Annotated in this window: 12 protein-coding genes; 9 read left to right on the top strand and 3 right to left on the bottom strand. The window is 44.2% G+C overall.

The features are described 5' to 3' along the window. The first annotated feature begins 24 nt into the window (after positions 1 to 24). The 3 genes from qoxB to qoxD are packed head-to-tail and all read left to right on the top strand — an operon-like array spanning position 25 to position 2,978. The gene (gene qoxB / locus LWH95_RS14975) at positions 25 to 1,974 is read left to right on the top strand and encodes a cytochrome aa3 quinol oxidase subunit I (protein WP_003222173.1); all 1,950 of its coding nucleotides are present in this window, start codon (positions 25 to 27) and stop codon (positions 1,972 to 1,974) included. A gap of 13 nt (positions 1,975 to 1,987) precedes the next feature. Beyond that, positions 1,988 to 2,602 (top strand): cytochrome aa3 quinol oxidase subunit III, encoded by a 615-nt coding sequence (gene qoxC / locus LWH95_RS14970; protein ID WP_003222171.1) that lies wholly within the window; start codon positions 1,988 to 1,990, stop codon positions 2,600 to 2,602. Between the two features lies 1 nt (position 2,603). Beyond that, positions 2,604 to 2,978 carry a cytochrome aa3 quinol oxidase subunit IV gene (gene qoxD / locus LWH95_RS14965; protein ID WP_003236029.1) on the top strand — a complete coding sequence of 125 codons (375 nt, stop codon included), beginning with the start codon at positions 2,604 to 2,606 and terminating at the stop codon, positions 2,976 to 2,978. Positions 2,979 to 3,019: 41 nt separating this feature from the next. Here qoxD and ywcE read toward each other — a convergent pair whose 3' ends face one another. Next, the gene (ywcE, locus tag LWH95_RS14960; protein WP_003227411.1) at positions 3,020 to 3,283 is read right to left on the bottom strand and encodes a spore morphogenesis/germination protein YwcE; all 264 of its coding nucleotides are present in this window, start codon (positions 3,281 to 3,283) and stop codon (positions 3,020 to 3,022) included. A gap of 227 nt (positions 3,284 to 3,510) precedes the next feature. On the opposite strand from ywcE, the gene LWH95_RS14955 reads away from it, so the two are divergent. From LWH95_RS14955 to LWH95_RS14940, 4 genes are all read left to right on the top strand, one after another. Next, a complete protein-coding gene (locus LWH95_RS14955) occupies positions 3,511 to 4,656 on the top strand; it encodes a GNAT family N-acetyltransferase (protein WP_232919895.1) in 1,146 nt (381 codons plus the stop codon). A gap of 209 nt (positions 4,657 to 4,865) precedes the next feature. Further along, positions 4,866 to 6,050, top strand: coding sequence for an FtsW/RodA/SpoVE family cell cycle protein (locus LWH95_RS14950; protein WP_019259818.1), 1,185 nt, complete (start codon positions 4,866 to 4,868; stop codon positions 6,048 to 6,050). A gap of 106 nt (positions 6,051 to 6,156) precedes the next feature. Next, positions 6,157 to 6,906 carry an oxygen-insensitive NADPH nitroreductase gene (nfsA, locus tag LWH95_RS14945; protein WP_232919894.1) on the top strand — a complete coding sequence of 250 codons (750 nt, stop codon included), beginning with the start codon at positions 6,157 to 6,159 and terminating at the stop codon, positions 6,904 to 6,906. Between the two features lie 374 nt (positions 6,907 to 7,280). Then, a complete protein-coding gene (locus LWH95_RS14940; protein WP_232919893.1) occupies positions 7,281 to 8,282 on the top strand; it encodes an LLM class flavin-dependent oxidoreductase in 1,002 nt (333 codons plus the stop codon). Between the two features lie 36 nt (positions 8,283 to 8,318). Here the strand turns inward: LWH95_RS14940 and vpr are convergent, their stop codons facing one another. After that, positions 8,319 to 10,739, bottom strand: a complete 2,421-nt coding sequence (gene vpr / locus LWH95_RS14935; protein ID WP_232919892.1) for a serine protease Vpr — start codon at positions 10,737 to 10,739, stop codon at positions 8,319 to 8,321. Positions 10,740 to 11,269: 530 nt separating this feature from the next. On the opposite strand from vpr, the gene LWH95_RS14930 reads away from it, so the two are divergent. Together LWH95_RS14930 and sacT are read left to right on the top strand one after the other, a co-directional pair. Then, positions 11,270 to 11,572, top strand: a complete 303-nt coding sequence (locus LWH95_RS14930) for a hypothetical protein (RefSeq protein ID WP_232919891.1) — start codon at positions 11,270 to 11,272, stop codon at positions 11,570 to 11,572. Between the two features lie 39 nt (positions 11,573 to 11,611). Next, positions 11,612 to 12,442 (top strand): sac operon transcriptional antiterminator SacT, encoded by an 831-nt coding sequence (gene sacT / locus LWH95_RS14925; RefSeq protein WP_003236015.1) that lies wholly within the window; start codon positions 11,612 to 11,614, stop codon positions 12,440 to 12,442. 39 nt (positions 12,443 to 12,481) lie between these two features. On the opposite strand, the gene LWH95_RS14920 is transcribed toward sacT, so the two are convergent. Next, positions 12,482 to 13,252, bottom strand: coding sequence for a formate/nitrite transporter family protein (locus LWH95_RS14920; RefSeq protein WP_060399771.1), 771 nt, complete (start codon positions 13,250 to 13,252; stop codon positions 12,482 to 12,484). Positions 13,253 to 13,481: the final 229 nt, after the last annotated feature.

The raw sequence follows: 13,481 nt of genomic DNA, 5'->3' as shown, positions 1-13,481 counted from the left end.
TGATCAGGAAAGGAGGAAGCCCGCATGAAATTCAAATGGGATGAATTTTTCGTAACAGGTGACCCATTAATTCTGGGCGCACAAGTTTCCATCGCACTATCTACCATTGCCATCATTTTTGTACTGACCTACTTCAAGAAATGGAAATGGCTCTGGTCTGAATGGATAACAACTGTTGACCATAAAAAACTCGGAATCATGTATATTATATCTGCTGTAATTATGTTATTCCGCGGCGGTGTCGACGGTCTGATGATGCGTGCCCAGCTAGCGCTTCCGAATAACAGTTTTTTAGACTCAAACCACTATAATGAAATTTTTACAACTCACGGTACAATCATGATCATCTTCATGGCGATGCCGTTCCTAATCGGTCTTATCAACGTTGTTGTACCTCTTCAAATCGGTGCTCGCGACGTTGCGTTCCCTTACTTGAACAACCTGAGCTTCTGGACGTTCTTCGTAGGGGCGATGCTTTTCAATATTTCTTTCGTTATCGGAGGTTCTCCGAACGCAGGCTGGACAAGTTACATGCCGCTTGCAAGTAACGATATGAGCCCTGGACCGGGTGAGAACTACTACCTCCTCGGACTTCAGATTGCCGGTATCGGTACCCTGATGACAGGGATCAACTTTATGGTAACAATCTTAAAAATGAGAACAAAAGGCATGACATTAATGCGTATGCCAATGTTCACATGGACAACACTGATCACAATGGTTATTATCGTGTTTGCGTTCCCTGTACTTACAGTAGCTTTAGCACTTTTATCATTTGATCGTTTGTTCGGTGCTCACTTTTTCACATTGGAAGCAGGCGGTATGCCGATGCTTTGGGCGAACCTGTTCTGGATTTGGGGACATCCTGAAGTATATATCGTTATTCTTCCGGCATTCGGTATTTTCTCTGAGATTATCTCAAGCTTTGCGAGAAAACAATTGTTTGGTTACACAGCGATGGTTGGTTCTATTATCGCCATCTCCGTATTGAGTTTCCTAGTTTGGACTCACCACTTCTTCACAATGGGGAACAGTGCGTCCGTTAACTCTTTCTTCTCAATTACGACAATGGCCATCTCGATTCCGACCGGGGTTAAAATCTTTAACTGGCTCTTTACCATGTATAAAGGCCGAATCAGCTTTACAACGCCTATGCTGTGGGCGCTTGCTTTCATTCCTAACTTCGTTATCGGCGGGGTTACAGGGGTTATGCTTGCGATGGCAGCAGCGGATTATCAATACCATAATACGTACTTCCTTGTATCTCACTTCCACTATGTGCTGATCGCAGGTACTGTATTTGCTTGTTTCGCCGGATTTATTTTCTGGTATCCAAAAATGTTCGGCCACAAGCTGAACGAAAGAATCGGAAAATGGTTCTTCTGGATCTTTATGATCGGGTTCAATATTTGTTTCTTCCCGCAATATTTCTTGGGGCTTCAAGGCATGCCTCGCCGTATTTACACATACGGACCGAATGACGGCTGGACAACATTGAACTTTATTTCAACTGTCGGAGCTTTCATGATGGGTGTAGGATTCTTAATCCTTTGCTATAACATCTACTACAGCTTCCGCTACTCTACTCGTGAAATCAGCGGAGATTCATGGGGTGTGGGACGCAGTCTTGATTGGGCGACTTCTTCTGCGATTCCGCCGCATTACAACTTTGCGGTGCTTCCTGAAGTCAAATCTAAAGATGCATTCCATCATATGAAAGAAGAAAAAACTGAGTTATACCCTGAAAGCAAATTCAAGAAAATCCATATGCCAAGCAACTCAGGCAGACCGTTCTTTATGTCTGTTGCCTTCGGTATCGCCGGCTTTGGACTTGTCTTTGAATGGTACTGGATGGGCGTAGTCGGATTGATCGGAGTCCTGCTCTGCATGGTTCTGCGTTCATTCGAATACGACAACGGCTACTACATTAGTGTTGATGAAATAAAAGAGACGGAAAGAAAGATTTCCGAATAAGGAGGCGTGAGTTATGGAACATGCAGAACACGGCAATTCTAACGCGCCTATGGAATATCAATCTGAAACCGGCAGACTTAATATTCTCGGGTTTTGGATCTTTTTAGGGGCAGAAATTGTGTTGTTCTCAACACTATTTGCAACCTTCTTCGTTCTTCAAAACAGAACAGCAGGAGGTGTCTTACCGGACGAACTGTTTGAAGTGAATCTGGTAATGATTATGACGTTCTTGCTGCTTATCAGCAGCTTTACCTGCGGGATCGCTGTTCATGAAATGCGCCGCGGAAGTTTAAAAGGCGTAGTCATTTGGACAATTATCACTCTTCTTCTTGGCGCCGGCTTCGTCGGTTGTGAGATCAACGAGTTTGTCCACTATGTACATGAAGGAGCATCTCTCGGTACAAGTGCGTTCTGGTCTGGATTCTTTGTTTTACTTGGAACTCACGGAACTCACGTAACAATCGGTATTTTCTGGATCATAGGAATTCTGATTCAGTTGAAGAAACGCGGCTTAACTCCGCAAACTTCATCTAAAATCTTTATCTCAAGCTTGTACTGGCACTTCTTAGATGTTGTATGGATTTTCATCTTTACAGGTGTCTATCTCATGGGATTGGGGGGTCTGTAAAATGGCAAACAAATCTGCTGAACACAGTCACTTTCCATGGAAGCACATTGTAGGTTTTGCACTGTCTATCGTTTTGACCCTGCTGGCTCTATGGGTTGCAGTGTATACTGACCTAAGCTCATCAGCAAAACTTTGGATCATTTTCGGCTTCGCCTTCATTCAGGCGGCACTGCAGCTTCTCATGTTCATGCACATGACAGAGAGCGAAAACGGCAGTATCCAAGTCGGTAACACGCTGTTCGGATTCTTCGGCGCGATCGTTATCGTGCTTGGATCCATCTGGATTTTTGCGGCTCACTATCACCATGGTGACCATATGGACGGAAATCCTCCTGGAGGCGCTAAGCACTCAGAGCATTCAGGCCACAACGAATAACACAAAAACCCTCTTCGTTAGAAGAGGGTTTTTTGCTGTCTTCAGCTGCTTCGCTTTCTGCGAAGATACGGAAGACCGTAAATGATAAATGCGGCGATATGAGCGACAATGACGTTGACGGCAAACAAGATAATCATGAGAGTGTGTCCTAGTGGAGAAAGGCTTTCTGTTGCGTAAAAGAAGAAGAATACCCACATTAAGATGATTGGCGGAATAGCTGAGAGTGCGACTTTTTTGTTATCGAGCCAAATAAAGAGAGGCGTTGCGCTGGCAACCAATAAATAAGCAAAAAACATGTCCATCATACCCGTCTCCTTTCATTTTGTGATAGCGTTTACAAAAATGAAATAGAGGAACTGAGTTGTGTCTGTTTTGTGGTTGTTTTGTGAACATTCTGTTACAATTATTATACCATGTTTTCCAGAAATTGATACACGTTTTCGTAAAAATGAGTTAGACCTATTGTCTTATTTTTAAGCTTTATAAGATAGGAGAATGTACGGAGCTTTCTTTTAAAACAGGGGGGATGTAGATGTATCAGGTAATAAAGCTTGAAAAAGAAGACTGGCGAGAAGTGATCAGTATGTCTGAATATGCTTTTCAGAAAGAACTCAGTGATGAGGAACGAGAAGAGAAAGTAAAAGCTTTAGAGAACCATTACATCATCGGAATCAAAGAACAAGAGAAACTCCTTTCTAAGCTTCACATCATTCCCTTTTCTGTCATGCTGGAAGAGCAGGAGATAAAGATGGGAGGTATAGCCGGGGTGGCAACCTGGCCTGAATACAGAAGAAAAGGAACAGTAAAGGAACTTATTCTAGACGCTCTAACGGTTATGAAGAAAAAAAACCAAACCATCAGCTTTTTGCATCCGTTCCTGATCTCCTTTTACCGCAAATTTGGCTGGGAACTCTGTTTCTATCAAAAACGCCTGACTTACCTTAAAGAACAGTTTCAAAAACTAGGCGATGCCCCTGGGGACGTGAGGAGACTTCAAAAGGATGAAACAGATGCAGTGAATGCCATCTATAATCAGTACAGAACGAAGCATAATGGGCTGATGAAGCGTTCAAAGGAGCATTGGACAGAGAAGATCCATGGAATGATAGCTATGTATATCTCTGAAGATGGGGTGCCCTGTGGATATCTTGTGTATGACATCAAAAATAAAACCATGCGAGTTAAGGAATTTGTTTATTTGAACAGGGAGGCACAGAGAGGCTTGTGGAATTTTATTTGCCAGCATGATTCGATGCTAAATGAAGCGGAACTGACTGTACGGATGGAGGAAGATCTTGATTTTTTAACTGCCGAACCCCGGGTCAAACAAGAGATATATCCTTATAGTATGGCGCGCATCGTTGATGTTAAAGGTTTTTTACGGGAATATCCAAAATCTCGGCTGACAGCTCCCTTTGACTTTAAGGTAACGGATCAATGGGCACCGTGGAATCAACAGATTTTCCGCGTCGATTCGCAGCAGGTGCAGATCATTCCAGAAGAGTCATCTGACCATCTAATAGAATGCAGCATATCTTCTTTAACCGCTTTCTTCCTAGGCGCCAGAAGTGCTCGTTTCCTTTTTGAAGCAGGCATGATAAAAGGACCGGTATCGGAAATCAAACGGCTTGATGACGACTTTCAGCTAAAACCTCCATTTCTTATGGATTTCTTTTAACCCCTTTTATAATGGGGTTTTTTTCATTTGAAAAGTTTTGTGCCAATCGAAACGTTTTGGTTTATGATACGTCATATTTCGTGTAGCTGAAAAAGCGTTGCAAATGCGCAAAAAACATAAAAGGAAGCGAGCTTCACGTGTCATCTTGATCGAGGTTCATGTATAATAAACATTAGTGATTTTCCGATGAAAATGTAAGGCGGGATAGAATGGGTCGATATAAGAAACAGCAAAGCCCCTTTTACCAGGGGGATTTGATTTTTATATTTGGTGTGTTTTTTATCATTAGCGTTGTTGCGATTTATGCTGCCGGGCAGTTTGGGCAGTATGGGGGCAATGCCTGGACGAAACAAATTGCTTATTATGTTTTGGGGGCTATCGCGATTTCGGTGCTGCTGTATTTCGATTTAGAGCAGCTTGAAAAACTTAGTTTATATGTATTTTTATTCGGGATTCTGCTTCTCTTGATATTGAGAGTCAGTCCTGAGTCTATTGCACCAGTGAAAAACGGTGCGAAAAGCTGGTTTCAGTTTGGTTCTGTAACGTTACAGCCCTCTGAATTTATGAAAATCGGACTTATGATGATGGTAGCCTCAGTGATTTCAAAGGCCAGTCCTAAAAAAATCCGATCGCTCAGAGACGATGTTCATCTTTTACTGAAGATTGCAGGTGTATCGGTAGTGCCAATCGGACTTATCCTTCTTCAGGATGCTGGTACAGCTGGGATATGTATGTTTATTGTGATTGTCATGATCTTTATGTCAGGAGTAAACTGGAAGCTGATCGCAATCATTGGCGGTTCAGGTATCTTAGTTATTTCTCTTATCTTGTTAGTCATGATTAATTTTCCTGACGCTGCTAAATCAGTGGGGATTCAAGAGTATCAAATTAAGAGGGTTACATCTTGGGTTTCTGATTCAAATGGAACAACTCAGGAAGATGCAAATAGCGGCTGGCAGGTTGATCAGGCTGTCATGGCTATCGGTTCAGGCGGCATTCTCGGAAATGGCGTTCACAATTTGAAGGTGTATGTACCAGAAGGACAGACCGATTTTATCTTTGCCATTTTGGGTGAGAGCTTCGGATTTATAGGGTGTGCGATTGTTGTCATTATGTTCTTCTTCTTAATCTACAGGCTTGTCGTTCTGATTGACAAGATACATCCGTATAACCGTTTCGCATCTTTCTTTTGCGTTGGCTATACGGCGTTAATAGTGATCCACACATTCCAGAATATCGGAATGAACATTGGCATTATGCCTGTTACCGGGATTCCGCTGCTGTTTGTCAGCTACGGAGGAAGCTCGACGCTTGCCACATTAATCGGTTTCGGCATTGTGTATAATGCGAGTGTCCAGTTGACGAGATATAGAAGTTATTTGTTTAATTCATAAAATGCAGACAGCCTTTACAGAGGCTGTCTTTTTTTTGTGCAGAGCATTTCGCTTTTGAGTTCACATTTTTTCGGATATGATAAAAACAGACAAGGAGGTTCTTGTGATGAATAACACAATCGAAACCATTTTGAATCATCGGTCAATCCGGTCTTTTACTGATCAGCTTTTGACAGCTGAAGAAATTGATACATTAGTGAAAAGTGCGCAGGCTGCATCAACGTCCAGCTATGTGCAGGCATATTCGATAATCGGTGTTTCCGATCCTGAGAAAAAACGGGAGCTGTCTGTGCTTGCCGGAAATCAGCCTTACGTTCAGAACAACGGACACTTTTTTGTATTTTGCGCGGACTTGTACCGCCACCAAAAACTAGCTGAGGAAAAAGGCGAAAATATTTCTGAGCTACTCGAGAATACGGAAATGTTTATGGTCAGCTTGATTGATGCGTCGCTGGCAGCGCAAAATATGAGCATTGCTGCTGAATCAATGGGGCTTGGCATTTGCTATATCGGCGGCATTCGGAATGAACTGGACAAGGTGACAGAGGTGCTGCAAACGCCTGACCATGTGCTTCCGCTTTTCGGTCTGGCAGTAGGCCATCCTGCCAACCTATCCGGCAAAAAACCGAGATTGCCAAAGCAGGCTGTCTATCATGAGAATACGTATAATGTGAATGCAGACGATTTCCGGGAAACCATGAATGCGTATGATCAAACCATTTCTGATTATTATAGAGAAAGAACAAACGGACAGAGGGAAGAAACGTGGTCTGATCAAATTCTGAACTTTATGAAGCAGAAGCCGCGTACGTATTTAAATGACTATGTGAAAGAAAAAGGCTTTAATAAAAGCTAAAGCAAACCTCTCCGCTTCGGAGAGGTTTCAGCGTGTCGACAAACCCTCGCATTCGTTGTCAGGACTGCGCTTCGGTGCTCACGAATTTCAACATTCGCTGTGCTCCGATGCTCGTCCTTCCTAGACTTCAAGGGTTTTCAATCACGCTGAAGATGACAAAATCCAAAAACTATAAATCGTTTTAGGATTTTGTCAATAATCTGAAACCTCTCCGTTCGGAGGGGTTTTTATGTTTCACGTGTAACATATTCCGACAAATAGAGACATGCTGTCACAAATAAATGACGAATGATCGGGAGACACTGATAAGCAGTATGAGCGGCTTTGGCGAAAAAATAAGGGATCAGTGATACGATGAGGATGAGGTGGTAGGGATGATTTCATTAAGTATATTAGATCAATCTCCAGTATCAGAGGGCAGCAGTGCAGAAACAGCATTACAGCAAACGGTTGCGCTTGCACAGGCTGCTGAGGATTTTGGATATAAGAGATTTTGGGTTTCTGAGCATCACTTTTCAAAGCGGCTGGCAGGGTCAAGCCCAGAGGTGCTGATCAGTCATATAGCGGCAAAAACAAAGCGAATCCGTGTTGGATCAGGGGGAGTCATGCTGCCGCATTACAGTGCTTATAAAGTAGCTGAGAATTTCCGTGTGCTGGAGGGGCTGACACCGGGAAGAATTGATCTTGGGCTTGGCAGAGCACCGGGGGGAATGCCGATTGCATCCTGGGCGCTGAATGACGGCGGGAAGCGCAATGCTGATCAGTATCCGCAGCAAATCAAGGAGCTGACCATGTATCTGCATGATTTGGCGGATGACAAACACCGTTTTCCGAATCTGACGGCTGCGCCGCATATTTCAACCGCGCCGGATGTGTGGCTGCTTGGCTCATCTGGAGAAAGCGCGCTGCTCGCCGCTGAGTCAGGCGCTGGCTATATGTTTGCCCACTTTATCAATGGAGAGGGCGGAGAGGATACTGTCAGACAGTATAAGAGACGATTTAAGCCGTCTGTGTTAGGAGAAACGCCCCGAGCGGCAGTCGCTGTTTTTGTTCTTTGTGCTGACACGGAGGAGAAGGCAGAGGAGCTTGCGGCAGTGCTTGATTTTACGCTATTGGCAGGGGAACAGGGCATTCCTTTAGAAGGAGTTCCTTCGTTTGAAGCTGTTCGAGAAAATACATACTCCCCGTATGAACAAAGACGAATTGCTGATAATCGAAATCGAATGATTGTCGGCACGAAAGAACAGGTGAAGGAGCAGTTGCTGGCTTTGAGTAAAGCGTATGGAGCAGAAGAAATCATGGCGGTGACAATCACACATCATTTTGAAGATAAACTCCATTCATACCGCTTGTTGAAGGAGGCATTTGCGAATTAATCTGAAAAAGCCCTGCCGAATCGGCAGGGCTTCTTCTTATTCAACGGTAAACGGCTCTTCAGTCAGAGCCTGGCTTGATTTGCCTTTATTCGCGGCATAGGCGAGCAAGTAATATTCTCCGGCCGGAAGCTTGGTTCCGCCATTGATTGTGCCGTCCCAGTCAAAGTACTGATAGCCTTTATCTTGATTTTTATAAATGCCGGCTTGGCCTGCAAAATCAAGGTTGCTGTCATAGACGAGGAACGCCAGCTCTTCTGCTCCCGCAGGAAGGTAGGTTTCAATTTGATAGGTGCCTTGTACAGACCCTTCGCTGACGGAGACAGATGTTACTCTCGGATAATCCGGCTCTTTGACGATCAGCAATGTAGGTACCTTGGCGACGGTTTTTCCGCCTTCTCTGACGATGACCGTTCCTTCATAGGTGCCTGCTTTTGCTTTGTTTGTATTAACCTTTACTTTTGCAGTGGCTTTTCCGGTTTTATGTGCCGGAATCACAACATGGCTAGTGCCGGATGTGGAGATGCCGCTGCCGTTAAATGAGTATTCAAGTGTGTATGACTTTCTAATGGAAGATTGGTTTTCAATCGTAAACATTTCTTTTTTCGTTTCGTTTCCGTTTTCCTTCAAGAATGTGCCGTATGAATAGCTTCCGGGTGAGACGAGCGAGTCGGCTTTTATCGCGTTCATGATTCTCGCGCTGCCTGCGCCTTGGGCGTTATGCGGATACACTTCTCCGTCGCCATCTTTTAAGGTGACAGCGGTGTTCATGATGGCGGCTTTGATCTGTTCAACGCTCCACTTTGGTTTGGCTTGTTTGATAACGGCAACCGCTCCGGCAATATGAGGAGATGCCATGCTTGTTCCTTGTTTTGATCCGTAGCCATATGGGTTTTGAGGATCGTGTGTCGGAATGGTGCTGACGATATTGACGCCTGGTGCGGAAATATCAGGCTTAATCATCCACGTATCCATTACAGGGCCGCGGGAAGAGAAATCAGCCACTTGTTCACCGAGCGCTTTTGAGACCGTCAACTTGAATGTTGTTTTTGTCTCGCCTGCTTTCATGGCGCTGATGAGTTTTTCGCCGTCTTCTAATGAAAGCTTAATCGTCGGCACAGACATGCCCGGCACATTGGCTTCAATTTCTCCGGAGAGGTTGTTATACACAACCATGCCGATGGCGCCGGCTTTTTTAGCATTGTCGGCTTTATCCACAAACGCAATGCTGCCCCGTTTGACAACGGCGACTTTGCCTGTCAGATCTTTTCCTTCAAAGTCCTTTGCTTCGCCAAGTCCGGCTTCAACTAGCTCAACTTCTTTGTTATTGAGCGCTTTGACGTCGTCCTCTTTGTTATAGCCCATCACTTTTGCTGAAGAGTAGGAGCCGAATGTGACGGCGTATTCATTGAGCGGCAGCTGAGTTGCGCCGACAGAAATCGCTTCTCTTGATGTGCCTGGCGATCCGACTGTCCAGCCGTTCGGTCCGCTGTTGCCGTTTGACGTTACCGCAACGACGCCTTCTGACATGGCCCAGTCAAGCGCTGTGCTCGTCGCCCAGTCTGGGTTGTTTAAAGAGTTTCCGAGAGACAGGTTCATCACATCTGCTCCGTCCTGCACAGCGCGTTCCACGCCGGCAATGACATTTTCTGTTGTGCCGCTTCCGCCAGGGCCCAGCACGCGGTAAGCAAGAAGTGTGGCATCAGGCGCAACGCCTTTAATTGTTCCGTTTGCGGCGACAGTTCCGGCCACGTGCGTTCCGTGGTCAGTGGCTTCACCTCTCGGATCGCCGGTCGGTGTTTCTTTCGGGTCGTAATCATTGTCTACAAAATCATATCCTTTATATTGTCCGAAGTTTTTCTTCAAATCAGGGTGATTGTATTCAACACCAGTATCAATAACCGCTACCTTCACGCCTTTTCCTGTGTAGCCTAAATCCCATGCGTCGTTTGCTCCGATATACGGCGCGCTGTCATCCATTTGCGGAGATACGGCGTCCTCGGAGACCGTGACGTCTTTATCCTTCATATTGTCTGTTTTATAGGTGACGTTCGGGTATACTGCCTTTACGTCTTTTACTGCAAGAAGTTTTGGAATCTCATTAGCTGGGAGCTTCATAGAAAAGCCTGAAAACACCTGCTCATATTCCCGGTTTACTTTTCCGTTTTTCACCGCTTTGACAGCACTGTTTTTGGCTTTTGTTCGAGCGGTTTTCAGCTTGCTTTTCGTTTGGCTTTCTCCCGCTTCCTTCGCCTCTGCCAAGGATTTTTCTTTTAATTCCACGATAACGGTTGTTTTTTTGCTTGTTGTCATGTCGATATCACCGAATACCTCGGCTTTTTCCAGGTCAGCCGACGTTTTTGAAGAAACCGGCGCCGCCTGTACTCCTGTCATACCTGTGGATAACGTAAAAAATAAAACAAAACTTAGGAGCAGAAAGCGAATGATTCCATTTTTCAATGTATTTCCCCCTTTGTGTTTAGAAAAAATGTTAAAGATCTAGTATATATTTCTTGAAAATTCAAAAAAATCCTTGTGTCATTTGGACCATTTATTGGATTTCGTTTGTGTATAAGGAAGGAGTTATACACAGAACCCTGTGTATAAGTGAATAAATCTGTGTATATATATAGTTAGGAATATATGTTCTTATACAAAATATTGATAGGGTTTGTGGACATGTGGATATCTCTTGTGATTAAGTTGTTCTTATCTTTGGGATAACTTGTGTATAAAGTTTTTAATGCGGTTCCCCAAATTTCATTTCATTTCTTTCAGCTTTCAACAAAACTTCTAAAAACTAGTTGGTTTTTTCACTCATATTGTGACAAAGAATTCTTTTTCCACGGTCTATTATAGAGTCATGAGTTTTGCTAGAGCCGCTAGTTTGCGAGAAAAGAAATCGGCCGTCTTTTCACGCGGGCTGCGGCTGAGAAAACGGGCTGCTAAAAAAGGCTGCCTGCCAAAAAGAAGCGGAGGGATGTTTTTCTATGAAACGTTTGCTTGTATCTTTACGGGTGTGGATGGTCTTTTTGATGAACTGGGTGACGCCGGACAGAAAAACTGCGGCTGCCGCGGTCTATTCGGCTCAGCGTACATACCAAAGAAAAACGGCGGTGAAGGCCGCAGGACTTGTTTCGTTTTATGAATGGCGGATGGCTGTGAATGAGGAAGAAAAGCAGAAAGCGAAAGCCGCTGCGCTTTATAAAAGAAGATGTCTGCAAGCCTTCAAGGAATCGCCAAAGCAGGAGAGAGCTGGCCCGCATCTTTACATGGCGGTCAAAAGGAGGTAAAATCCCAGTCAAAAGCAAATTGGCGGGAGAGATAGCCTCTTGAAAATCTATAAAGTATTAAACAACAATGCGGCTTTAATAAAAGAGGACGATCAGGAAAAAATTGTGATGGGACCGGGAATCGCTTTTCAAAAAAAGAAAAATGATCTCATCCCTATGAATAAAGTGGAAAAGATCTTTGTCGTGCACGACGAGAATGAAAAATTTAAACAAATCCTGCAAACGCTGCCGGAGGAGCATATAGAAATAGCTGAGGATATCATCAGTTATGCGGAAGGAGAGCTCGCGTCGCCGCTGAGCGACCACATTCATATCGCGCTTTCTGACCATTTGTCCTTTGCGATCGAAAGGATTCAAAATGGGCTGCTTGTGCAGAATAAATTGCTGCATGAGATAAAAGCGCTCTATAAAAAAGAATATGAGATCGGCCTGTGGGCGATCGGACACGTAAAAGAGACATTGGGCGTGTCTCTGCCTGAAGATGAAGCGGGTTATATTGCCCTTCACATTCATACGGCGAAGATGGATGCGGAGAGCATGTATTCAGCGCTGAAGCATACAACCATGATCAAAGAAATGATAGAGAAAATAGAAAACTACTTTAATCGAAAGGTGGATGAAAACAGCATTTCCTATCAACGCCTTGTCACGCATTTGCGATACGCGGTCAGCCGGTTGGAATCAAATGAAGCGCTCCATCGTATGGACGAGGAGATGCTTTATTTCATCCAAAAAAAGTATTCATTTGCCTATCAATGTGCGCTGGAGCTGGCGGAGTTTTTGAAAAATGAATATCAATTACATTTGCCGGAGTCCGAGGCCGGCTATATCACGCTGCATGTCCAGCGTCTTCAAGATCTCTCGGAATAACCGCTTTGACTTGCAGGGAGTGATCTCTGGAAGTTTTTTTTATTTATCGGGATTGAGCGTATAGTACATCCAGCCCATCATTACAATTCCTGCGGCCAGATTGCCGAGCGTAACAGGAATTAAGTTTCTGACTGCTCCCATCAGTGTCACCGTATCAGGGTGCTCGATCAAAAGTGAGATGGCGAATGTGCACATATTGGCAATGCTGTGCTCAAAACCGGAAATAAAGAAGCAGAAAACGAAAAGCATCATGGCAAACAGCTTGGCTCCTTCTCCTTTGAGAGACATCGGAATGAAAAAGGCGAGGCACACAAGCCAATTGCACAGCATTCCTCTGAAAAACAGTTCGGAAGCGGGCGGTTCCATTTTGTGCTCTGCCAGATGAATCAAAAAGGAATGAACAGAAGCCTCCTCAAAAAGTCCTGTCGCGCTGATCAGGATGGCAAATAAAATGGCGCCAATCAAATTGCCAGCATAGCTTGACATCCACAGGTACAGAGTGTCGCGCCAGCGGATTTTTTTTCGGAGTGCGGTATAGGTGAAATAAAAGGTATTGCCGGTAAATAAATCCCCGCCGCCGTAAGCAATCAGCAGAATAGCGGCCCCGAAAGTGACAGCGGCTGCCGGAAATGCAAATGGAGAGTCAGCCATATAGAAATAGCTGCCTGTTTTGCTTGCGGCTGTAATACCGAAACCGATAAACATGCTGGCCAAAATGGATCGGAGCAAATATCGGATTTTGCTTGAAACAAATATATTTTGTTTTCTCAAAGCGTACTGTTCAACCTTTTGCAATGCTTGAGTTTCCATTGTCTTTTCCTGCTTTCTTTGATTTGAGCATAGTATAGCATGATATTGTGAAATGTTTCACAATTAATTTTTACGAATTTTTGTCTAAATGTTTTATGAAACTTTTTAACTAAAAAACAGTTGACGAAAACGCTGTCATCAATTATGATGAAAGCGTATTCTCAATCTGAATAAGCGGGATTGTGACTGGTAAAGCAGGCAAGACCTAAAATTTGCGTAAATGAAAAAG

It is taken from the genome of Bacillus sp. G16, from assembly GCF_021282335.1.
Taxonomy (GTDB): domain Bacteria; phylum Bacillota; class Bacilli; order Bacillales; family Bacillaceae; genus Bacillus; species Bacillus inaquosorum.
Note: the sequence above shows the minus strand (reverse complement) of the source record. Positions and strands in the feature narration are given on the sequence as shown.

What these genes read in the sequence shown, in the direction of transcription:
- LWH95_RS14930 (WP_232919891.1), top strand. Translation starts at nt 11,270, where the DNA reads ATGAAACGTTTGCTTGTATCTTTACGGGTGTGGATGGTCTTTTTGATG.
- LWH95_RS14920 (WP_060399771.1), bottom strand. Translation starts at nt 13,252, where the DNA reads ATGGAAACTCAAGCATTGCAAAAGGTTGAACAGTACGCTTTGAGAAAA.
- qoxB (WP_003222173.1), top strand. Translation starts at nt 25, where the DNA reads ATGAAATTCAAATGGGATGAATTTTTCGTAACAGGTGACCCATTAATT.
- LWH95_RS14950 (WP_019259818.1), top strand. Translation starts at nt 4,866, where the DNA reads ATGGGTCGATATAAGAAACAGCAAAGCCCCTTTTACCAGGGGGATTTG.
- qoxD (WP_003236029.1), top strand. Translation starts at nt 2,604, where the DNA reads ATGGCAAACAAATCTGCTGAACACAGTCACTTTCCATGGAAGCACATT.
- LWH95_RS14940 (WP_232919893.1), top strand. Translation starts at nt 7,281, where the DNA reads ATGATTTCATTAAGTATATTAGATCAATCTCCAGTATCAGAGGGCAGC.
- nfsA (WP_232919894.1), top strand. Translation starts at nt 6,157, where the DNA reads ATGAATAACACAATCGAAACCATTTTGAATCATCGGTCAATCCGGTCT.
- LWH95_RS14955 (WP_232919895.1), top strand. Translation starts at nt 3,511, where the DNA reads ATGTATCAGGTAATAAAGCTTGAAAAAGAAGACTGGCGAGAAGTGATC.
- ywcE (WP_003227411.1), bottom strand. Translation starts at nt 3,283, where the DNA reads ATGATGGACATGTTTTTTGCTTATTTATTGGTTGCCAGCGCAACGCCT.
- qoxC (WP_003222171.1), top strand. Translation starts at nt 1,988, where the DNA reads ATGGAACATGCAGAACACGGCAATTCTAACGCGCCTATGGAATATCAA.